Annotated in this window: 17 protein-coding genes and 3 pseudogenes; 7 read left to right on the plus strand and 13 right to left on the minus strand. The window is 70.3% G+C overall.

All coding sequences use genetic code 11. The annotated features are described in order from the left end of the window. Positions 1-5 precede the first annotated feature (5 nt). From ABIA35_RS22790 to ABIA35_RS22820, 7 genes and pseudogenes are all read right to left on the minus strand, one after another. Positions 6-1940, minus strand: a complete 1935-nt coding sequence (locus tag ABIA35_RS22790) for an FAD/NAD(P)-binding protein (RefSeq protein ID WP_370359230.1) — start codon at positions 1938-1940, stop codon at positions 6-8. A gap of 118 nt (positions 1941-2058) precedes the next feature. Beyond that, entirely contained in the window at positions 2059-2391 is a 333-nt protein-coding gene (locus ABIA35_RS22795) for a hypothetical protein (protein ID WP_370359231.1), read from the minus strand. After that, on the minus strand, positions 2388-2693 hold the full coding sequence (locus ABIA35_RS22800; RefSeq protein ID WP_370359232.1) for a hypothetical protein: 306 nt from the start codon (positions 2691-2693) through the stop codon (positions 2388-2390). The genes ABIA35_RS22795 and ABIA35_RS22800 overlap by 4 nt, the downstream gene beginning before the upstream one ends. A gap of 47 nt (positions 2694-2740) precedes the next feature. Beyond that, positions 2741-3203 (minus strand): annotated as a pseudogene (locus ABIA35_RS22805) (FadR/GntR family transcriptional regulator). Between the two features lie 85 nt (positions 3204-3288). Then, entirely contained in the window at positions 3289-4353 is a 1065-nt protein-coding gene (locus ABIA35_RS22810; RefSeq protein WP_370359233.1) for a peptidase S8, read from the minus strand. Between the two features lie 235 nt (positions 4354-4588). Then, positions 4589-6601: a hypothetical protein gene (locus ABIA35_RS22815; protein WP_370359234.1), complete on the minus strand. Its 2013-nt coding sequence runs from the start codon at positions 6599-6601 to the stop codon at positions 4589-4591. A gap of 187 nt (positions 6602-6788) precedes the next feature. After that, positions 6789-7406 (minus strand): hypothetical protein, encoded by a 618-nt coding sequence (locus ABIA35_RS22820; protein WP_370359235.1) that lies wholly within the window; start codon positions 7404-7406, stop codon positions 6789-6791. Between the two features lie 574 nt (positions 7407-7980). Between ABIA35_RS22820 and ABIA35_RS22825 the strand changes: the two genes are divergently transcribed. From ABIA35_RS22825 to ABIA35_RS22845, 5 genes and pseudogenes are all read left to right on the plus strand, one after another. Then, positions 7981-10569, plus strand: coding sequence for a tetratricopeptide repeat protein (locus ABIA35_RS22825; RefSeq protein WP_370359236.1), 2589 nt, complete (start codon positions 7981-7983; stop codon positions 10567-10569). A gap of 165 nt (positions 10570-10734) precedes the next feature. Next, entirely contained in the window at positions 10735-11682 is a 948-nt protein-coding gene (locus ABIA35_RS22830; protein ID WP_370345278.1) for a methylenetetrahydrofolate reductase, read from the plus strand. A gap of 13 nt (positions 11683-11695) precedes the next feature. Further along, entirely contained in the window at positions 11696-12202 is a 507-nt protein-coding gene (locus ABIA35_RS22835; protein WP_370359237.1) for a MarR family winged helix-turn-helix transcriptional regulator, read from the plus strand. A gap of 50 nt (positions 12203-12252) precedes the next feature. Beyond that, positions 12253-12903: pseudogene (locus ABIA35_RS22840) on the plus strand (zinc-binding dehydrogenase); the annotation flags it as partial. Positions 12904-12944: 41 nt separating this feature from the next. After that, a pseudogene (locus ABIA35_RS22845) lies at positions 12945-13205 on the plus strand (cupin domain-containing protein); the annotation flags it as partial. 63 nt (positions 13206-13268) lie between these two features. On the opposite strand, the gene ABIA35_RS22850 reads toward ABIA35_RS22845, so the two are convergent. After that, positions 13269-13739: a peptidylprolyl isomerase gene (locus ABIA35_RS22850; protein WP_370359238.1), complete on the minus strand. Its 471-nt coding sequence runs from the start codon at positions 13737-13739 to the stop codon at positions 13269-13271. Position 13740: 1 nt separating this feature from the next. Between ABIA35_RS22850 and ABIA35_RS22855 the strand changes: the two genes are divergently transcribed. Together ABIA35_RS22855 and ABIA35_RS22860 are read left to right on the plus strand one after the other, a co-directional pair. Then, positions 13741-14004 (plus strand): hypothetical protein, encoded by a 264-nt coding sequence (locus ABIA35_RS22855; protein ID WP_370345275.1) that lies wholly within the window; start codon positions 13741-13743, stop codon positions 14002-14004. Positions 14005-14195: 191 nt separating this feature from the next. Beyond that, positions 14196-15074 carry a BTAD domain-containing putative transcriptional regulator gene (locus tag ABIA35_RS22860; RefSeq protein ID WP_370359239.1) on the plus strand — a complete coding sequence of 293 codons (879 nt, stop codon included), beginning with the start codon at positions 14196-14198 and terminating at the stop codon, positions 15072-15074. Here ABIA35_RS22860 and ABIA35_RS22865 read toward each other — a convergent pair. The 5 genes from ABIA35_RS22865 to dpgA all read right to left on the minus strand — a co-directional run bounded on the left by ABIA35_RS22865 (position 15071) and on the right by dpgA (position 20777). Then, the gene (locus ABIA35_RS22865) at positions 15071-16402 is read right to left on the minus strand and encodes a cysteate synthase (protein ID WP_370359240.1); all 1332 of its coding nucleotides are present in this window, start codon (positions 16400-16402) and stop codon (positions 15071-15073) included. The two genes, ABIA35_RS22860 and ABIA35_RS22865, sit on opposite strands and share 4 nt — an antisense overlap. Positions 16403-16673: 271 nt before the next feature. Then, positions 16674-17510 carry an enoyl-CoA-hydratase DpgD gene (gene dpgD, locus ABIA35_RS22870; protein WP_370359241.1) on the minus strand — a complete coding sequence of 279 codons (837 nt, stop codon included), beginning with the start codon at positions 17508-17510 and terminating at the stop codon, positions 16674-16676. Further along, the gene (gene dpgC / locus ABIA35_RS22875; RefSeq protein WP_370359261.1) at positions 17507-18742 is read right to left on the minus strand and encodes a (3,5-dihydroxyphenyl)acetyl-CoA 1,2-dioxygenase DpgC; all 1236 of its coding nucleotides are present in this window, start codon (positions 18740-18742) and stop codon (positions 17507-17509) included. The genes dpgD and dpgC overlap by 4 nt, the downstream gene beginning before the upstream one ends. A gap of 101 nt (positions 18743-18843) precedes the next feature. Beyond that, complete coding sequence (gene dpgB, locus ABIA35_RS22880; RefSeq protein WP_370345271.1) at positions 18844-19518, minus strand: enoyl-CoA-hydratase DpgB; 675 nt, start codon at positions 19516-19518, stop codon at positions 18844-18846. A 56-nt stretch (positions 19519-19574) separates the two neighbouring features. Continuing rightward, positions 19575-20777, minus strand: coding sequence for a 3,5-dihydroxyphenylacetyl-CoA synthase DpgA (dpgA, locus tag ABIA35_RS22885; RefSeq protein ID WP_370359242.1), 1203 nt, complete (start codon positions 20775-20777; stop codon positions 19575-19577). Between the last annotated feature and the right edge of the window lie 33 nt (positions 20778-20810).

The raw sequence follows: 20810 nt of genomic DNA on the forward strand, positions 1-20810 counted from the left end.
CCGGGTCAAACGTCGGTGGTTGCTTCACGGCGGCACAGTTCGTGGAGCGCGGCACGAGCGATGATGTCGTTCTGTCGAAAGAATCCATCATTGCTCTGCGGGGACGGGAACCGGCCGGAGGTCAGTACGGTTCCCGAGAACAAGGCCCCTGCCCCGAAGCGGCTCTCGTGAGGGGTTCCATCGGCACGATTCAGGCGATTCAAAGAATCGGTGTCGATGAGGCTCGCGGTGTCGATGAGACCGGTGGGATATCGGTCGCCGTCATCAGGACTCGAATGCAGCCCTTCCCTGATCTCGTCACGCTGGATGAGCTTGCGCAGAAGCGGGTCATCCACGCGGAGCATCGTCCGCTCCGGAAGTCGGGCCTCAATGAGGGATCGGGCTGTGATCGACACGTTCACGTTGCACGACCGCGCATGGAAGAGCCCTTCATCGGCGGTCACGGTCATCTCCGAACCAAGGAATCTGACGACGCCGGCACGGGTCAGGGCAAGCAGTTCCTCCAGTCGCGGTCCAGGCGGTCCGCTGGTGAGGAATCGGCACAGATCAAGGAACGCGGGAACATCGTGCTCCCACGAAGAGGGCGCGATTCTCTTCTCGTCAACGAGTTCGACCAGTCTGGAGAAGGCATTGCTCAGACCGTGCAGCATTCCCAGGCTCGCGCTGTAACGGGGATCCTGCCCGCGCCGAACCCCCGCGGCGATGTAGTCGATCATCCATTTCTGCAGGGTGTCCAGGTCGGGGAAATGGCGGCCGGCCAGCGGATGGGCTGTTTCGTCCAGGTCGATCCGGTCTGCGTCGTATCGCACCGCCTGATCGATCAGCTCCTTGAGCGCCAATCCGTCCCAGTCGAGGGTATCAAGGCGGTTGATGAACTCACGGGCGTCGATGTCCAGGAGTTCCGGGTGCGATTCGGCCAGTTCCCGATAGCCCGCGTGGATGACTTCGCGGACCATCAACGGCCAGATTTCCATGGCGAAGTCCAGGGGGCGGTCGCCGAGGGCGGCCACGGCCTTGGTGTCGAGGTGGCCGAACGGTCCCGGTGATCCGGCCAGGCTGTAGTGCACCTTCGACCAGTAGGGCACGCCGCGCCGCGAGCCCACGTAGAGGACGGGTTCATTGCCGGACGGCTCGTAACGCAGTTCGCCGGAGCCGTCACGGTGGAAGGTGCCGCCGCGTCCGGAGGTCAGCAGCACGGCGGTGTCGATGAAGCACAATCCCAGCCCGCGGACGATCACCGGTTCGCCGGCGGGTATCCGGTCAAAGCTGTGATCGACGGTCGATCCCGATGGCAGGTAACACAGATCATGGGCTTGCGCGTATTCCGTCAGACGTACCTCTGCCGCGTTCGGCGCGATATCGACGTTCCCCGGTGCGAACAGCACGATATCGGCGTCCAGCGACGGAAGGCCGTCCGCCATGATGACGCGTTGCCGGCCCAGAGGAAGGTCGTGCACATCGACGGCCCGGCCTACGTGTGAATGGACTTGTACCTGGGGCATGCCGTTCTTCACTGACTGCCAGAATACCCAGGAGAGATAGTCGCTCTGCGTCCGGCGAGTCGTGTACCAGCTTTCCTGCATCCTCCCCGCCTCGGCCGACGTGGAGGAAGCGAGCTGGAATCCCGGGGGTGACGACAGGCGGCCCGTGGCCACCTCCTGGGCCCATTCGTTGAGCGTGGGGCCGGAGACGACCGGGCCTTCGCACTCGACGGTCTCGTCGACGAACATCGTGCAGTCGCCGGATGTGGTGTTCATCCATAGCAGCGGTGACTGCTGGGACCGCCAGATGCGACCGCCCCCTGGCGGATATGGATCGATAACGTGGATGTCGATCGTCCGATCCGGCGCGCACTCGGCGGCGTTGGCTATGAGGCGTTCGAGAAGTGAGGTGCCACGCGGGCCGGCGCCTATGATCGCCATGGTCAGTGCCCTGGTCATAGTGCGACCCTAAACGCATGTTCGGGTCCGGCACGTCCGCGTCACGTTCCTGGGAAAGGAAATGTCGCGCTGACTTTTTCTTTGCGCGTGTACGCGTGCCGATGCTGCCGCCGGTACGTCAGCGATCGTGCAGCGGGTGCGCGGCGAAGAAGGACGTGATCAGCCGCGTGGCGTCGATCGCGTGGGTCGTGACGCCGTGACCGCCGTCCACGGTGGCGCCGGGCCAGGTGTGTCCGCCGTCGGCGATGGCGTAGTTGACGACTTCGGTGCCATCAGTGCACGAAGTCCAGGTCGCCGCCACGACGTCCGCACCCGCCGGCGCACTGGTGCCCGGACCCGTGCAGCCGTCACGCTGCCGCCACACATCGAGCCAGGCATCCGTCGAGTCCAGGCCCCGCTTCGCGTTCCCGGCGTACGGGATGACGGGATCGGCGCCGCCGTGCATGTTCACGCCACCATCGCGGAGGCGAAGTCGTAGTCGTGCGCCGACGCCCCGACGTACGGCGTGGCCTCCCACGACGGCTTGCCGTCGGTACCGTCGAGGCGTTGGGCGTCTTGGTGCCTGCGGAGAAGCCGGTCGGAAGGTGCTCGATGTAGGTGCGGGTGTGCTTGCCGATGTCCATGCTCTGGGTGGTGGAGGAGCCGGCGGAGCCCGAGCATGCCGGAGATGTCGCCTCGGCCGTTGTCGCCTCTGCCGACGACGGTGCAGCGGTGTGATGCCGCGACGAGCATCGCGACGGTGCCGATGATCACCACAGCCACGCTGAGCGCAATTGCCCGCGACACGAAGTTCCGACCCCTCATCTCGTTCCAGTCATCTGCGCTGCGGTGTGCTCACGCAGTTCGGCCAAATGGCTCCGGGTGAGCTCTTCGGCCAAATCCGAGTCCTGATCGCGAACGGCCTCGAAGATCGCGCGATGCTGGTCGAGGTCGCGTGCGCGATCCGGGACAAGTCGGCGCAGCGCTCGTTGTTCTCGGGAGCGAGCTGCCAGGAGGGAGTCGACGACCTCGTACAGAACGGGATTGCCGCTCGCTCCGGCCAACTCCCGCTGAAAATTGAGGACCAGGACCGACATAGATCCCCGACACGTGCCTGAGCCGCACCGCATCGGTCGCCTCGAGCCTGCGCAACGCCTCCCGGATCGTCGGCGCCGTCACCTCGAACCGCTGCGCCAAAGCCCGCACCGTCGGCATCGCGTCGCCGGGGGCCAGTTGTTCCTGCGCGATCAGGTCGAGCAGCGATTCGGCGAGGCGTTCGGACAGCCCAGGCGGCCGTCAATTCTGAAGAAGCGGGCGCAACCGACGACGGGGCCGACACCAGCCGGTGCCGACCCCGTCCGCGCGATGCTTAGAAGGCCGACAGCCCGTTCGGCGTCCCCACGCCGGTGGGTCCGTCATAGCCGGTGACGGCGTTGCACTGGTAGTCGCCGCCGCAGTCCATGAAGATGCCGTTGTTGCCGCCGACGACATCGTTCAGTCCGGTCTTGGCGCCGGGGGTGTAGAAGGCTGAGGCGTTGTTGTACTTGGCCGGGTTTCCGGCCAGCGCGATCACTCCGGCGATGAACGGAGAGGAGGCGCTGGTGCCGCCGACGATGCTCCAGCCGGAGGGCAGGCCCTCCAGATCGGGAGTGTCGGTGACGTAGATGGCCGGCCCCGTTTGCGGGTCGGCCTCTGCGGAGACGTCGGCGACCATGCGGCCGGGGCAGTTGGCGTCGGTCTGCCACGCCGGCTTGTCCACCCACGCCGAGCAACCGCTTCCGGCCCCCTGCCAGGCGGTCTCACTCCAGCCGCGGGCATTCGCCGCCTTCGCCAACGAGGTCCCGCCGACGGAGATCACCGAGGAGAACACGGCCGGCTCGTTCGGGATCCCGTAGCCCTCATCCCCGGAGGAGACGGTGATCGCGACGCCGGGATGCGCGTAGTGCGCGGCGGAGCCCGGCGTCAGGCTGGACTCGGCGATGCCGTAGCTGTTGCTGACTTCTGTGGCGCCGAGCTTGACCGCGGTGTCGACCGAGGCGCCCAGATCGTCGGAGGAAGCCGAGGTGCCCTCGACGAGCAGGATCTTGCACTGCGGGCAGGCCGCCGAGACCATGTCCAGGTCCAGCGCGATCTCCACGCCCCAGCCCTGATCCGCGGGCAGCGGCGTGGCCGTGCCGCTCTGGCTCACCTTGCTGAAGCAGCCGTTCGCAGTGGTGCACGCCGGCAGGCCGTAGGTCGAGCGGTAGACCGCGAGGTCCGCCTCGGCTGTCGGGTCGTCCCCGGCATCGACGATCGCAACAGTCTGGTTCGCGCCGCCGGTGGTCGGCAGCTTGTACGCCGAGTGCAGGTCCGCCGGGCCGAATCCGGCCGGCAGCGTCGCCGCAGCCGCCTTCGCCGTGCCTGCAACGCGACCGATGTGCGGCGGCTCATGCACGTCGGTGCGGATCTGCGCGAAACACCGAGCGAACCCGGGCTTCGCTGTACCGCACACATCCTTCACGTTGCTCGCGTGCGCAGCGCCATTGGTAGCAGTAGCAGAAGCAGTAGTCGCAGCAGTACTGGCACTCGCCGGTGCCACCGCCGCCGCGATTGTCCCGACAGCCAACACCGTGGCCCCCACCACGCCGAGCAGCCGATGGTTACCTATTCGACTCATGATCCTGATCCCCTCAGCCGATGGTGTACGCGTTGTCGACGGTCTGCGTGATCGACCCGCCGAGCGCGTCGGAGGCCGTCACCTTCAGCCACGGCGTGCTGCCCTTGGCGCCGCTGGTCGGCCACATCGCGACGTAGTGGCCGGAGCCGGCCGGGATCACCGTCGCGGCCGTCCAGGTCGCGCCCTTGTCGAAGGACACTGACACGGTGGCGCCGGTGACGGCCGCCTGTGAGCCGGCTCCCTCGTAGGACTGGTGGCCGACGTTCAGGTTCAGGACCGTCAGCGGGCCGTGCGTGGTGTTCGTGCTGTCGTCGGCCAGCTGGTAGTTCAGGTTCAGCACCGGCAGGATCGAGCACGGCGTGGCGCCGCCTGCCTGCGCGTAGCAGGAGTCGTCGGAGGGCAGCGTCCACTTCGGGTTCGGAGTCGGGGTGTAGGGGACTGTGATGTCGGTGTGCGACACCGTCGACTGGGAGATCGGGAGCCGGCTCAGGTCCTCGTCGTAGACGAGCCGGTAGGTGCCGGGGGTCTGGGCCTGGCCGGTGAGCTCGGCCCCGTAGACGTTGTCCTGGGAGAACACCTCGTCGCCGTCACGGTAGGCCGTGAAGTGGATGCCGATCGGGCCCTGCGGCGCGCCCTCGGTGTCCGGCGAGCTGTCCTGGAACATGTTCAGGGCCAGGTCGACCGTGCCGCCGTCGGCGCACGTGCGGCAGAAGGTGCTGCTCTTGTACTGGCCGACCTGCGGCGTCAGCGGGCCCCGGCCCCACGTGCGCCAGGTGTCGGTGTGCCCCGCGTACGGCAGGTCTTCGGCCCTCATGTTCAGCAGCGCCAGGCCGGGACCGCCGTTGGACGACGGGAAGTCCGTGGCCACCGTGCGTCCCCAGTTCAGGCCGCTGGCCGCGCTGACGTATTCGGTCAGGCTGCCCGGGGAGGTCACCGTCCCGCCGGCGTTGAGGGAGCCGAACAGCGGAACGAAGGGCCCTGTCATGAACAGGCCGGTGTGCGTGGTGTTGTCCGGATCGCTGACGAAGGTGTTGTGGACCGTGGTCAGCGTCGAGGGGTCGACCTTGTAGCTCTGGTCGGCGTCGATGTGGTCGGCGGCCGGGAACATCACGTCGTACCGGTAGGGATCGGCGGTGCCGGCCGGGCTCGTGCCGCTCCAGCCGGCCATCTGGTAGCTGAAGGTGCCGAACCGCGCCTTGGCCGTCGGGTTGACGTAGGTGGCCGCCGGGCCGGCGTTGCTCGGGAGCAGGAAGCTGAAGTCGCCGTTGGCGTCGGTGCTCTTGAGGAACAGATAGCTGGTCTGGAGGTCGGCCGGCCGCGGAGTCGTCACCTGCACCTGCGACGTGGCGGTGCGCTGGTCCGCGGTCACGGTGGTGGTGCCGGTGGTGCCGACCGTGACGCCGAGCTGGGTCACGTCGTACGTCTTGAGGAGGTTGGTCGCGGGGTCGTAGCTCGAGAACTCGGTGACCACGTTGTAGTGGCCGGCAGGCACAGCGACCCGCGCCACCCCGTTGATGAGCTGGAGGGGAGCGTTCCATCGGTTGACGTCGTCGACGTCGGCCAGGTAGGTGAGGCCCTGTGCGGCGGCCCCGTCCAGGCCCACGCCGTTGACCTGAAGGATGCCCATCGCATAGTGCGGGACCACGGCCGGCGTGGTGCCCGTGGTCAGTGCCGGGATCTGATACTGGGACGCCACGAACGGGCTGGTCGAGGACACCACCGAGTCGGGGATGACGTAAGCGTGGTGCGGGTCCGGCGCGAAACGCGTGGCCGGGACAGTGCGCCCGTCCGGGCCCAGGACCTCGGTGGCCGCGCTGGGGCCGGAGCCGGTGACGACCACCCGGTCGCCGTTCGGCAGCGTGGTGACCTGCGGGGTCGCGGTCATGGTGAACGGCGCGGCGGCGCCGGCGACGGCCGGTGTGGCGACGGCCGGTGTGGCGCCGACGGCCGCGGAACCGGCGGCGGTGGCCACACCCAGGGCCATCGCCGCCGCCAGAGTCGGGACACGACGGTTACGTGCTAGCACAAGCAGTTCCTCCAGATCTTCGCCACGGTCTCAGTGCCCGGATGTGTCCGTGCACCGAAGCCGTGTGCTCTTGATCTTCAGACCCCATGGAGGAAGCGAAAAGTTGGCCGAAGTCGTGAATCCGTTCTCTGATTCCTGACTCGCCCTGCGAGGCCCAGCCCGCATCAGCAGGACGAGTCAGGAGCACTCAGCCGATCTTCACCCACGGCGCGCAGCCGTCGGTCTTGAACGCCTTGTCGCCGGCCGAGATCTGCACGGTGGTCGGCCCGGAGGCGTTGTCGTTGGCGATGATCGAGTCCATGCCGCCGGACAGGTCGCGGTCGCGCTCCCAGTAGCAGTTCGCCAGGGCGCCGGAGTCGGCCGGGCCGGACGTCTTGTACAGGCCGGGCTTGATGTCGGTGCCGACGACGTAGGTACCGTCGCCGATGCCCGAGGGCGCGGCGCTCGTGGGAGCGGCGGCCGTGACGGTGACGGTGGCGGTCGCCGTGGTGGTGACAGCCGGCGCTGCCGGGGCGGCCGCGGCTTTGGCGGTAACGGTGACCGGCGCGGGCGCCGGCGCGGTCTGGGTGGCGGTGACGGTCGTGGCGGCCTTCGTGGTGGTGGCCGCGGCGGTGTCGGCGGTCTTGGGGTCCTTGCCGGCGGCGCCGATGCCCGCGCCGAGGATGAGCGCGCCCACTCCGATGGCGATCGCGGTGCGGCGCCGGACGGTCGGGTGGTGCGGCGCGACTGGCGGCTGCGGCGGTCCGTAGTACGGCTGTGGGCCGGGCGCGTTGTAGCCGAGCGGTTGTTGGTCTTGCTGTTCCATAGCTCTCCCCAGGTGCTCAATGAGGGCTGGAGCATATGGGGTAACAGAGCTCTGACGCCAGGTTTTCCCAGGTCAATCCGTGTATACGCGCGGGTTCACAACATCGTTGCTGATGATCCGGGAGCGGCACACCGAGGCGGCGTCCTTCAACTGAACCGCACCGGGAGCATGGCGGGAACACCGGTGCGGTTCAGTCGGAAAGCCCGTCCCCGTACGACATAGCCCCATCCCCCCGGTGGTCTGTGGCCTCTGGCGCACGGTGAGCCGCCGTGCTCAAGGCTCGTCCCGGGAGGTTGCCGAGGTCCCGTAGTCTGTCCAAATCTGTACAGTCACCCCGCGCGTGGCAGGGGTGTGTGGGTCGTCTGGGAGGCACAAGATGGCTGCGAGCGGCGCGCCAGATCCTTCCCAGGCGCGTGACCTGGCGGAGTTCATCGCGCTTCTCGGGGAGTTGCGGCTTTGGGCCGGCGGTCCGTCGTATCGGGTTTTGGCCAAGCGTGTCGGTCCGTTGTTGCGGCCGCCGCAGCTGATCGCGCACACCACTGTCTCCAGCGTCTTTCAGCCGCAGCGTCGTCGCTTGGACATCGATCTGGTGACGGCTGTCGTCCGGGCGCTCGGTGTGGACGAGCCGGAGGTGGCGCGTTGGCGGCAGGTGTGCGTCCGGATGCACGTCAAGGCCAAAGTCGGCGGCGTGGCCGGGGCGCTTCGGCAACTGCCCGCGAACCTCGCCACCCTGACCGGGCGCGATAGCGACGTCGAACAGCTCCTTGATATCGCGGCCGCCGCCGGCGGCAAGGCGACGACGGTGGTGGTCTCGGCGATCGACGGTATGGCCGGGATCGGCAAGACCGCCCTGGCCGTGCATGTCGGGCACCTTCTGGCCGAGCAGTTCCCCGACGGGCAGTTGTTCGTCGACCTGCACGCCCACAGTGCCGGCACCAGTCCTCGCGACTCGGGCGAGGCCCTGGGCCAGCTTCTGCAGGCCCTCGGTCTTGACCCCCGGGCCATCCCGCCGGAGGTGGAGGAGAGGGCCAAAGCCTTCCGCAACCGTCTGGCCGGCAGCCGCACCCTGATCGTGCTGGACGACGCCGCCAGCGAGCAGCAAGTCCGTCCGCTGCTTCCCGCCACCGCCGGCTGCCTGGTCCTGGTCACCAGCCGCAACCGCCTCAAAGCCCTGGACGACGCCCACCTGCTGCCGCTGGACGTCCTGGACCCCGGTGACGCGATCCTGCTCCTGCGCCGCCACGCCGGGCCCGGCCGCATCGACGACGACGCGGCGGCCGCCCGCATCGCCGAGCTGTGCGGAAACCTGCCGCTGGCGCTGCGCATCACCGCCGCCAACCTGGCCCACCGCCGCACCTGGACCCTGGACCACCTGGAGGCACGGCTGCGCGCCGGCCTGGCCGACCTGGCGGCGTTCGACGACGGCGACCGCCAAGTACGTGCCGCCTTCGACCTGTCCTACCAGAACCTCACCGCGGCGCAGCAAGCCATGTTCCGCCTGCTCGGACTGATCCCCGGTCCCGATTGCGACGTCCACGCGGCCGCCGCGCTCCTGGACACCGGCTTGAACGAAGCCGACACGCTGCTCCAGGACCTCACCGACCGCAGCCTGCTCGCCGAGACCGCCCCCGGCCGCTACCGGCTGCACGACCTGCTGCGTGAATACGCCCGCACCCTGGCCGTGGCCCATGAATCGGCCAAGCAGCGCGCGACGGCCCTCGACCGCCTCCTGCACTACTACGCCCACACCGCACAAACGGCGTCCATAGCCATCGCGCGCCTGCCGCGTGCCGTGCCCGACGGCCCGGCTCCTGCGCACGCCCCGGACCTGACCGATCCCGAGACCGCCCGGGACTGGCTGCGTACCGAACACCCCAACCTGGACGACGCGCTGGCCCACGCTCGCCATCTCGACCACCACACCGTCGCCCTGGCCGCCGGCATGGCCGAGATCCTGCTCTCCGAGGGCCCATGGACCCGCGCGCTGGAAGTCCACCAGGCCGCCGTCGAGGCAGCCGCCCGCCTCGACCGCCCCGCGGCCCGTGCCACTGCCTTGAACGACCTGGGGCGGGTGCGGCGCTTGACGGGCGATTCCCCCGGCGCGGCGGACGCCTTCGCGCAGGCTCTGGAGATCTCCCAGCGGATCGGCGACCGTCTCGGTGAGGCGAACGCCCTGGCCAATCTGGGCCAGGTGCGGTTTCGCGGGTGGACCACTGCGGGCCGGGAGGATGCTCTGACCCGGGCTTTGGAGATCTACCGGCAGATCGGCGACCGACTCGGCGAGGCGGTCGCCCTGACCAACCTGGGCCGGTTGCAGCACATGGCCGGGGACTTCCCGGGTGCGGCCGACACCCTCACCCGGGCCTTGGAGATCTTCCAGCGGATCGGCAACCGCCTCGGTGAGGCCAACGCCCTGAACGACCTGGGACGGGTAGGGCATCAGAGCGCTGACTACCCGGCCGCGGTGGACGCCCACATGCGGGCTTTGGAGATCTTCCGGCAGATCGGCAACCGCCTCGGCGAAGCCAACGCCCTGAACGACCTGGGGTGCGTACACCATCAAAGCGGCGACTATCCGGCCGGGGTGGACGCCCACTCCCAGGCCCTGGAGATCTCCCGCCAACTGGGCGACCGCCTCGGCGAGGCCATCGCCCTGAACGACCTCGGCCGGGTGCGGTGCCTGGCCGGGGACCATCCGGGTGCGACGGACGCCCACACCCGGGCCCGGGAGATCTTCCGCCAGCTCGGCGACCGCGACAACGAGGGCTGGGCCCTGACCTATCTGGGGCAGATGCACTACCTGTCCGGCGACTTCCAGGCCGCGGCTGACACCCACCGCCAGGCCCTGGAGATGTTGCGCGAGGTCGGCAACCGCTTCAACGAGGCCTGGGCGCTGAACTTCTACGCGGCCACGATCGCCGCCCTCGGCGACCGCCCCCAAGCCTTCGCCCTGTACCAGCAGGCACTGGCGATGAACCGCGAGCTGCACAAACTCGACGACGAGGCGATCTCCCTGGAGGGCATCGCCGACCACTACCTGGCCACCGGCGACCCCGCCCAGGGCTTGGCATACCTGAACCAGGCGCTGGAGATCTACCGGCGCCTCGGCATGCGCGCGGACGTCGAACGGGTCCAGGCCCGGCTGTCCGAGCTCGACGCGTAGCTGGGGGCAGCTCGGACCGGTGGGCCGCGTCTTCGGTGTCTGGTGTCTGGCGTCTGGTGTCTGGTGTCTGGTGTCTGGCGTCTGGCGCCCGGCCTCGTGGCGCGTGTCGTCTCACAGAGTGGCGGCGGCATTCCGTATACCGAACAGGCTGCTAGCTTCCAAAGCATGTCCCACGCGCTCCTGGCCAACGCCCACGACGGCGGCGCGCTGCTGCTCGGCGTCGTGCCGCCCCGGCTGACCACCGGCCCGGAGCGCGTGCGCGAGATCGCCGAGGTGACGCTCGCGCGCCTGAACGGTCTGGCTGTCGACGGCCTGGCGCTCTACGACATCGACGACGAGAGCGACCGGAACCCGGCCGAGCGTCCCTTCCCCTACCTCCCGACCATGGATCCGGCGACGTACCACGCCGAGTACCTCGCCGCCTGGGACCGGCCGGCCGTCATCTACCGCTGCGTCGGCAAGTACACCGACGCCGAGCTGCGCACCTGGCTCGGGCAGGCGGACACCAGCCGTGTCCACTCCGTCTTCGTCGGCGCCTCGTCGAAGGCCAAGGACGTCCGAACCAGCCTGCCGGAAGCCCAGGCCCTCCGGCGCGACGTCAGCCCCGGCCTGCTGCTCGGCGGCGTCGCCATCGCCGAGCGCCACGAGGAGCACCTCCGCCTGATCGCCAAACAGGCCGAGGGCTGCGGCTTCTTCATCTCCCAGGTCGTCTACAACACCAACGCGGCCAAGAACCTCGTCTCCGACTACTACTACGCCTGCCACGAGCGCGGCCTCGCCCCGTCCCCGGTGCTGTTCACCCTCTCGGTCTGCGGCTCGGTCAAGACCCTCGCCTTCCTCAGGTGGCTCGGCGTCGACGTCCCGGGCTGGCTGGCGAACTCCCTGCGCCACGCGGACGACACCCTCACGGAGTCGTACGAGTACTGCGTCGCCACCGCCCGCGACCTGACCGCCTTCTGCCGCAAACTCGGCATGCCCTTCGGCTTCCTGATCGAGAGCGTCTCGAACCGCCGAGTGGAGATCGAGGCCTCGGCGGCGCTGGCGCGCGAGGTGGGCGTGGTGCTCGGCCGGTCGGACGCCGGCGGCGCAGCGCGCACTTCGAATTCCAAGTAAGTACCATCGTGGGGTGAGTGACTCCACACCCGGCCTGAACTCGGAGCAGCTCGGCGCGTACTTCGCGCTGATGGAGGTCAGCAGCCTTCTCCAGTACGCGGTGGACGAGCACCTGCGGGCCGACGGTGATCTGAGCTACGTGCAGTTCCAGATCCTGGCCCGTCTCGTGGACGCGCCCGAGGGACGTCTTCGGATGACCGATCTGGCCGACGGCGTCGTGTACAGCCGTAGCGGGCTCACCTATCAGGCGGGGCTGCTGGAGAAGCGCGGGCTGATCACGCGTTCGTCGTCGCCGGACGACGAGCGCAGTGTCATCGTGACGGTCACCGATGCCGGCCGGGAGCTGATCGCCCATGTGCTGCCCGGGCATGTCGACCGGGTCCGGCAGTTGCTGATCGATCCGATGGCCGATGAGGACATCGCCACCCTCAGCGCTGTTCTGGGGCGGGTCCGTCAGCATATGCGCGCCATTCCGCCCCGGTCTGCCAAGCCCCGCGCCAAGCGCGACCGCGCCACCTGAAAGGGCGGCGGGAGTAACCGACCAGCCGTGATCTGAGTCGCCGTTCCGGTGCCTCTGCGTATGTCGTGGCACCCGCTGAGATTCTCGCCGCGGCGCCGGCGAGCGTGCCGCTGGCCGATGCCGCGGCGCTGCCGGCGGTGGGCCTGACGGCGTGGCAGGCGCTGTTCGACCACGCCGGGCTCAAGGAATCCCAGCGGGTGCTGGTCAACGGGGCCGGCGGGGCGGTCGGCGGCTACGCCGTGCAGCTGGCCAAGAAGGCCGGCGCCTACGTGATCGCCACGGCCGGTCCGAGCAGCGCCGAGCGGGTCAAGGCCGCCGGCGCCGACGAGGTTGTCGACCACACCACCACCTCGGTGACCGCCGCGACGGCCCCGGTCGACGTGGTGCTCAACCTCGCGCCGATCGAACCGGCGCAGCTGGCCGCGCTGCTCGATGTGATTCGGCCGGGCGGAGTCCTGGTCAACACCACGGTGTGGATGCCCGCGCCGAGTGACGACGAGCGCGGTGTGCGCGGCATCGACCTGTACGTCCGCAGCGACGCGCAGCAGCTGGCACATCTGGTGGGGCTGATCGACCGCGGCGAGCTGCGCATCGAGATCGCCCAGCGGATCCCGCTGGCCGAACTGCCGGCCCTGCACGCCGGTGCCGCAGCCGGGCGACTGCCCAGCGGCAAGACCGTGGTCCTCGTTCCCGGCGCCTGATGCCGCTTATTCCATAAGCAAAGTACGCGATGCTGATCACCGGCGAGCAGCACACCGTCCGGGCCGGATCCACGATCAACGTCCCGGCCAACGCGCCGCACAACTTCCGCAACGTCTCGGGCGCGCCGGCCCGCATGCTGTGCATGTGCACGCCCGCGGGCCAGGACGAGTACTTCCTGCGGATCGGCGATGTGGTCGCGGGCCAGGACGCGCCGCCGCCGCGGTTGTCGCAGGACGAGCTCGCGCAGCGCCGCCGGCTCGCGGCGGAGCTGGCCGAGACCTACCGGAGCGAGTTTCTGTAGGGCGCTCCCGTCTCGGCCAGTCCCGCGCAGCCCTGGCCGACCTTGCCAGTCTTGGCCCGCCGGTCAGCCCGCGGTGACCGTGACGGTGGTGAGCACGACGTCGATCTTCGGATGCCCGTCGCCGGCGCCGTTGGACTCGTCGTCGCCGCCGGCGGCGATCTTGGTCAGGACGTCCAGGCCGGAGCTGATGGTGCCGAAGGGCGTGTAGCTCGGGGGCAGCGCGGTGTCCTTGTAGACCAGGAAGAACTGGCTGCCGTTGGTGCCCGGGCCGGCGTTGGCCATGGCCACGGTGCCGGCCGGGTAGGTGGCGCCGGCCAGGTTCTCGTCCTGGAACTGGTAGCCGGGGCCGCCGGTTCCGGTTCCGGTCGGGTCGCCGCACTGGAGCACGTAGATGCCCTGGGTGGTCAGGCGGTGGCAGCGGCTTCCGTCGAAGAACTTCTGGCCGGCCAGGAAGTTGAAGGAGTTCACCGTGTGCGGCGCCTTCGCGGCGTTGAGCGCGATGACGATGTCGCCCCGGTTCGTGTGGAGGGTCATCGTGTACTTCTTCGCCTGGTCGATCGTCATCGGCGGCTCGCTGGACCAGCTCGTGGGATTGCCCGACGGCGCCGAGGCCGAGGTGGAGTCCGAAGGCGGGGCGGACGGGGAGTCCGAGGTCGAGACCGGGGGAGAAGCCGTGCTCCCGGAAGACGCGGGGGACCCGGGGGACCCGGCGGCCGAGCCGATCGTGCCGCTGGAGGCGCACCCTGACAGCAGCAGCAATCCGCTGATCGCGGCGGCCGTGCCGATGCCGGTCCTGTGACGTCGAGGAATATCCACGGGGGCAGGCTACCCGAACGGGTCAGCGTGTCCCGGGGAAGGACAGGACTCGCGTACGGCCGGATCGGTAAGCGAACTGTAAGCGTTTTCCCGTAGCGTCCGACACGTGGTCTGTCACGGGGGCAGACCACCTTTTTCATACGCCCTGACCCCAGGTTGTGACAAACCGCGGTCGTGAGGGTGTCCTTCGGCGTGCTCGGACCACTGCGGGTCGAGGCCGAAGGCGGCGCGGAGCAGCAGGCCGGCCGGGTCCCCGAACGTCTTCCGCGATCCCCGGTGCTCAAGGGTCTGCTCGGAGTCCTGCTGCTGGCCGAAGGACAGCGGCTCAGCGCCGGCCGGTTGCTGGACCTGGTCTGGGACGACCAGGCCAAGCAGGTCGGACTCGGCGCGCTGCAGACGGCGGTCTCCCGTCTGCGCAGCTGGCTGGGCACGTTCGACGATCCCGACCTCGTCCTGGACTCCGACGGCAGCGGCTACCGGCTGCGCCTGCGTCCCGAGGCGGTCGACCTCGGCCGCTTCCGGCGGGCGGTGGACCGCGGCGACCTCGCCGCCGCGGTCGCGCTTCGGCGCGAGCCGGTGTTCGCCGACGCGGTGCGGGTGAGCCACGCCGATCCACTGCTGCGTACCGTCGAGGAGGACGTTCGTGCCGCGGTGCTGGCGTGGGCTCGGACGGCGCTCGAGGACGGCAGTCCGCAAGCTGCTCTGCCGCACCTGGACGCGCTGGCCCGGGACACCCCGCTGGACGAACCGGTGCAGGCCGCGCGGATGCGGCTGCTGGCCGCCGACGGACGGCCGGCCGAGGCGCTGCGGCTCTACCAGGCGTTGCGGCAGCAGGTGGTCGACGAACTCGGCGTGGAACCGGGCGCCCAGGTGCGCGAGGCGTACTCCGAGGTCCTGGCCCAGGACCGCGATGTGCGCAACGCGCCGCTGCGGCCGCTTCCCGTCCCCGCGCAATCCCAAGCGCAGCTCAGCGCCGCCGCCGTCCGGTGTCGAACGGTGGCGGCGCTCCCATCCTGCCGACGGCCCCCTGACCGCGAGACTAAGCAGGCCTAGGCCCCGGCCACGGCGGCGATCGCGGCGACCGTCTCGTCGAGGCGGGCCAGGGCGTCGCGGGTCACGCGCAGCGCGGGCCGGGCCGGGACGAGGCGGTGCTCCTGCGCCAGCCGGGCGCGGCCGCCGCCGGTGATGTTGAGCAGGACCACGGAGTCGCGGTCGAGCTTTCCCTGTTCGGCCGCGGCGCGCAGGCCCGCGACGGCCACGCCGGCCGCCGGTTCGATGTCGATGCCCTCGAGGGCCTGGAATATGGTCAGGGCCTCCGTCACCTCGTCGTTGTCGGCCGCGAGCACGTCGCCCCCGCTGTCCAGGAGCGCGTCGCGGACCCCGCCGGTGACGGAGTAGGGCGGGGCCAGGTTCGTCAGCTCGTCGGCGACGACGTCGTTCAGGGCTTTGCGGAACCGGTCCGGCGCTTCGCCGTCCAGGGGGTAGGGGTCCTGGAGCCAGGCGTCGCGGATCGGGGTGAACGGTTCGTTCTGGCAGAGCATCAGGCGGGGGAGCGGGTCGTGGCAGGTCGCGGCACGCAGGCGCTTGGCCGCCTCCAGGACCGCGATCGCGCCGGTGCCGCTGCCCACGGCCTGGAAGTAGTGCGTCGGCAGGGCCCGCATCTGCTCGAAGGCGGAGAGCATCACGGTGCCCAGGCCGTCTCGGCGCGCGACGTTCTTCACGCCGCCTTCTATCTGGAACGGCGGCAGCGTGCCGACAGCGGCCGCGAGGGCGATCGCGTCCGGGTAGCCGCCGTCCTCGACGACGACGAGGGTCACGCACGGGTCCAGCTCTTCCCGGAAGCGCAGCCTGCGCAGCCCCGTGCCGGGCACGACCAGGACCGCGGGAGTCCGGGTCCGGGAACAGGCCCAGGCGAACGCCGCGCCGGTGTTCCCCGACGAGGCGGTGGTCAGCACGACCTGGTTCTCCGGCAGCCGGCCCAGGACGGCGTGCGCCTCGAACTCCTTGAACGTCGCGGTCGCCAGGGCCGCGCCGCGCTCGGGCCAGTAGCCGTTGAAGGCGATCCAGAGCTCGCCCAGGCCCAGGGCCCCGGCCAGGGCCGTGCTCCGATAGACGGCGGTGCGGCCGGCGTCGGCGTCGGAGCCGGCGCGGACGACCGGGAGCCAGTCCTGGTAACGGAACAGGCCGTCGCGGTCCGGCCGGGGAGTGAAGGCCTCCTCGGCGTAGGACGTGCGCAACAGGGCCGGCGGATGGCTGGCCGGACAGTCCAGGACGACGCCGTCGTCCTCCAGGCTCCGGCCGCACAGGTCGCAGACCAGGGTGTAGTGGCGCGTCGCGGTCAGGGTGCCGTGGGCAGACGGGTTCGCTGATATGGAGTTCATGCCAGTGCCCTTCGTGAACGGGTGAGCCGGCCGGCGGATGGCGCCGGCCGGCTGGTGCAGGGGGAATGAGCGGCCGGCGGGTCGCGCCGGCCGCTGTGGCGAAATGCTGGGTTCCCGTCGGAGATCGGGTGCGCGCCGATGCGGCCACTATCTCCGAAGGCTGCGATGGATATCAACGTTCGCGGTGTTCAAGTGCGCGGACGCCTCGTTTGAACACCGCGGCGCCAATTCCGGAGCCGGTATTACCTGGGCTTCGCCGAACGCGCGGAAATCAGCGTCCTGTCCACACCGGTTCGCGCTTTTCCGCGAAAGCCCGCGGGCCTTCGACGGCATCCGCGCTGTACCTGCGTTTCTGCTCCCAAGGGAAGGACGCCGTGAACGCGTCCTCCAGCGGCATGTCGAGCGAGCGCATCACCGCCTCCTTGATGGCACGGACCGCCAGCGGCGCGCTGCGCCCGATGTCCGAGGTCCACTGCGCGACGCACTCGTCCAGCCGGTCCGCCGGGGCGACCTCGTTGATTAGGCCCATGCGGAACGCCTCCGCGGCCGTCATGGAGCGTCCGGTCAGCAGGTACCCCATCGCGACCTTGAGCGGGAGCTGGCGGGCCAGCCGGAACGCCCCGCCGGCCCCCGGCACCAGCCCCAGGCGCGCCTCGGGCAGGCCGAACACCGAGCGGTCGGAGGCGATGACGACGTCGCAGGCCAGGGCCAGCTCCAGGCCGCCGCCCAGCGCGTAGCCGTCGACCCGGGCGACCACCGGTTTGCTCAGGTCGAACCGCTCGGTCAGCCGCGGCCAGCCCGGCCGGCCGCGGCTGCCGAAGGTGCTCGGCGCCGTGGCCCCGGCATTGGCCTCAGCATCGGCATCGGCATCGGCGTCGAGCCGGGCCCGCTCCCGCAGGTCCTGCCCGACCGAGAAGGCGCGCCGGCCGGCACCGGTGAGCACCGCCACCCGGAGGTCGTCGTCGGCCTCGTAGGCGTCCCAGGCCGCCGCCAACTCCTCGTGCGTCCGCAGGTCCATCGCGTTCAGCACCCCGGGCCGGTCGATGGTCACGCGCAGGACGCCGCCGTCCGCCTCGCACCGGACCCGGGGCGGCTCGCCACCGGTCACGACGGGACCGTCCCGCGCGCGCAGAACCGGCCGACCTTGCCGATCACGTCCTCGTCGTGGATGCGCAGGGCCTGCTGGAGGGCGAACTCTGCCATGTAGCGGCGGAAGGCGTCCACCGGTTCCTCGGCCAGATTCAGCATCCTGCGATTGGTGGTGACGGCCGTGCCCCGGAACCGCAGCAGGCTCCGTTCGACCGCGTCGTCGAGCTCCTCCGGCTCCACGACCTCGTCGGCCAGCAGCCGCGCTTCCGGCTCGGTCGCCCGGATCCGCCGGCTGTCCAGGACCAGCCCGCGCGACAGGCGTGCGCCGGTGCTGCGGCCCAGCCGGAAGTTCGAGGCGCCGGGGATGATCCCCTCCTGCGCGGCGGGCAGGCTGAAGTAGGAGTCGGCGGCGGCGAGCACGTGGTCGAAGAGCAGCAGCAGCTGGGTGCCGCCGCCGATCGCGAAGCCGTCGACCGCGGCGACCCAGGGCCGCTCGACCGTGCGGGACCGCCACTGCGCCGGGTCGTCGATCAGGACACCGCGCAGGATCTTGTGCAGATAGCCGAGTTCCCGCTTGAGCAGGAAGTCGACCAGCGGGATCCCGCCGTGATGCAGGGCCTTGAGATTGATGCCGGCGCTGAACACCCGGCGTCCGGAGTACCGTGGATGGCTCATCACGCCGCCGCGCAGCAGACCCACCTGCGTCCTGGGGTCCAGCAGGGCGAGGTCGACGGCCGTCTCCATGGCGTCGGCCTGCCGTGCGTCCTCGGCGTTCAGGCAGTCGGCGCCGCACATGGTGATGCGTGCCGCACCACCGTCGTGGCGGATCCGTACCGGACCCAGATCGGCCCGGCCCGTCTCCAGATACTCCGGGAGCAGTTCCAGCGCTCTGGCCGTGGGCCGCAGCATGGCGTCGAGCAGGTGTGCGCCGGAGGCCGGCGAGCCGAGGACCCGGCTGAAGAAGATGCCCTGGTCGATCTCGTGGCCTTCCTTGCCGGACTGCGGCCGCGCACGTTCGGCGTCGAGGTCCGGCCGCGAGGGCACCAGCCCGGGGAACCGGACGGCGGCCGCGTCGGCGAGCTCGTCGATCCGCAGGTAACGCGTCCTGGCCGAGGTCAGCTCGTCGTAGACGGCGTCGACATGGGTGTCCAGGAACGCGCAGCGCAGGGCTCTGACACGGTCCTTCGCCTGTTCCGCGGTCGTGCGCTCGGTGTCGGAGCGCCTGTCGGGCTCGGGGAGTGCGGCCAGCAGAGTTCTGACACTCTCGTCGGCCTCGTGCACCGCGTGCCGCGCCGCGTCCAACGGCAACCGGACGTCCGCGATGCCGGCCACCGGCTCGGCCAGCACGGCCGTCACCGCGCCGGCTCCGCGGTCAGGCGCCGCAGTTCGCGGTCGCAGGCGGCCAGGTGGACGCCGAGCGCCTCCTCGAACGAGACGGTCGCGGCGTCGGCGAGCAGCTGCCGCCGGACGGCGAGTTCGGGTCCGGACACGCATCGCGTGGCCTCCGCCGCCGCGAGCGCGCCGGTCACGTCCTCGGTCACGTCGTCGACCAGGTGCAGCGCGAGGGCGTCGAGGGCGCCGATGGGCTCGCCGAACAGGGCGGCCCGGCGGACCGCCGTCGCGTTCGAGCCCTGCCGGACCAGGCGGAACAGGGCCATCCCGGGCCAGGTCGCCCCGCCGCCGAGCGGGACGGTCAGCCGCGCCGCGGGCGTCGCGATCCGGATGTCGGCCGCCAGCACCAGGTCCAGCGCGGTGCCCCCGCAGTCCCCGTCCACGATCGCGACGGTGACCGCCGGCAGCCGCTCCAGACGCCGGACCGCGCGCTCCCAGCGGTTCACCTGCGCCACGGTCAGCCCCTGGGCCCAGGAGCCCTCGGGGGTGCCGGTGGCATGCACGACCACCCGTCCGTCGGCCGACTCGGCCCGGTCGCAGGCCCGGCTGACCCGGGCCAGCAGATCGGCGGATATCGGCTCGGCCCCGTCGATCCGCAGGACCTCCGTGCCGGTCTGCACGCCTGTGCTCGTCATCCCCGTACTCCCCGTCCTGGTCGCGTCTATGTCAATATGCTGTTGCAGGCCGGCGCTCACCATTGGACCAGCGCCGTCTCGATCGTCGATCCGGGGCCCATCGTCATCAGGACGCCGTAGTCGCCGGGGCTCACGACCCCCTCGCGGAGCAGCCGCTCGTAGGAGAACAGGAACGAGCCGCTGGAGAGGTTGCCGTAGTCGCGCAGCACTCCGGTGGTGTGCCGGACGTCGTGCCGGGTCAGGCCGAGGTTGACGCGCACCGCGTCGATGACTTTCTTGCCGCCCGAGTGCACGAGCCAGTGCCCGATGTCGCTGCGCCGCAGCCCGGCCCGCCCGAGCAGGCCGTCCACCACGCGCTCGGCGTTCGCGCCGACCACGTAGGGGATGTCCGGGTCGAGGAAGAAGCTGAACCGGGTCAGGTCGTCGTCCCACTCGTAGCGCATGGCGTCGACGGCGTCGGTGATGATGTGGCTGGCGAAGGACAGCACGCGCGGCCCTTCGGTCCCGGCCCCGGTCCCGGCCCCGGCCCCGGCCTCTCCGCCACCGCCACCGCCACCGCCACCGCCACCGCCGCCGCTGCCGTCGGCATCGCGGTCCGGCGCGACCAGCGCGATCGCCGCCGCCCCGTCGCCGAACAGGCTGTTGACGACAGCGGTCCGCATCGTGGAGTCGAACGCGTAGGCCGCCGAACAGGCCTCCGCGCACACCATGACGGCCAGCCGGCCCGGATTGGCCGCGGACCACGCGGCCGTGGCGTTCAGGGCATTGAGACCGGCGTTGCAGCCCATCCCGACGATGTCCACGCGGTGGCAGCCGGGGTCGATGCCCAGCTCCCTGATGATCAGGGCACTGAGTCCGGGGGTGAGGAACCCGGTGGTGGTCACACAGCAGAGGTAGTCCAGGTCCTCCAGGCTTCTTCCGGCATCGCGCAGACACTCCAGGAGCGCCCGGGAACCCATGTCGACGGCCAGCCGCTTGTGCTTGGCCAGCAGCCGGCCCTGCGGTTCGGGCTGGCACACGCCGTTCTCGTCGCGCGGCGGGATGGTCAGATGGCGCCGTTCGATGGCACTGTTCAGAAAGACAGAGCGGATACGGGGGTCGTCGATCGAGAATATGTCAAGCAGTTCCTGCTGGGAGTAGGAGTCCTCGGTCACGGCGGTGCCGACACCGGTGATCCGGGCGGCGCGGACGGGGTTCGGACGGAGCCGGTCGGCCGGGCGGCGTTCCGGGGCGAGTGTGGAGCCGGGGCTGGCGATCATCGGTAGGTCCACCCCCACATGCGGGGCTTGCTC

Source organism: Catenulispora sp. MAP12-49 (assembly GCF_041262705.1).
Taxonomy (GTDB): domain Bacteria; phylum Actinomycetota; class Actinomycetes; order Streptomycetales; family Catenulisporaceae; genus Catenulispora.

What these genes read in the sequence shown, in the direction of transcription:
- ABIA35_RS22790 (WP_370359230.1), bottom strand. Translation starts at nt 1,940, where the DNA reads ATGACCAGGGCACTGACCATGGCGATCATAGGCGCCGGCCCGCGTGGC.
- ABIA35_RS22820 (WP_370359235.1), bottom strand. Translation starts at nt 7,406, where the DNA reads ATGGAACAGCAAGACCAACAACCGCTCGGCTACAACGCGCCCGGCCCA.
- ABIA35_RS22830 (WP_370345278.1), top strand. Translation starts at nt 10,735, where the DNA reads ATGTCCCACGCGCTCCTGGCCAACGCCCACGACGGCGGCGCGCTGCTG.
- ABIA35_RS22850 (WP_370359238.1), bottom strand. Translation starts at nt 13,739, where the DNA reads ATGACCCTCCACACGAACCGGGGCGACATCGTCATCGCGCTCAACGCC.
- ABIA35_RS22865 (WP_370359240.1), bottom strand. Translation starts at nt 16,402, where the DNA reads ATGAACTCCATATCAGCGAACCCGTCTGCCCACGGCACCCTGACCGCG.
- dpgB (WP_370345271.1), bottom strand. Translation starts at nt 19,518, where the DNA reads ATGACGAGCACAGGCGTGCAGACCGGCACGGAGGTCCTGCGGATCGAC.
- dpgA (WP_370359242.1), bottom strand. Translation starts at nt 20,777, where the DNA reads ATGATCGCCAGCCCCGGCTCCACACTCGCCCCGGAACGCCGCCCGGCC.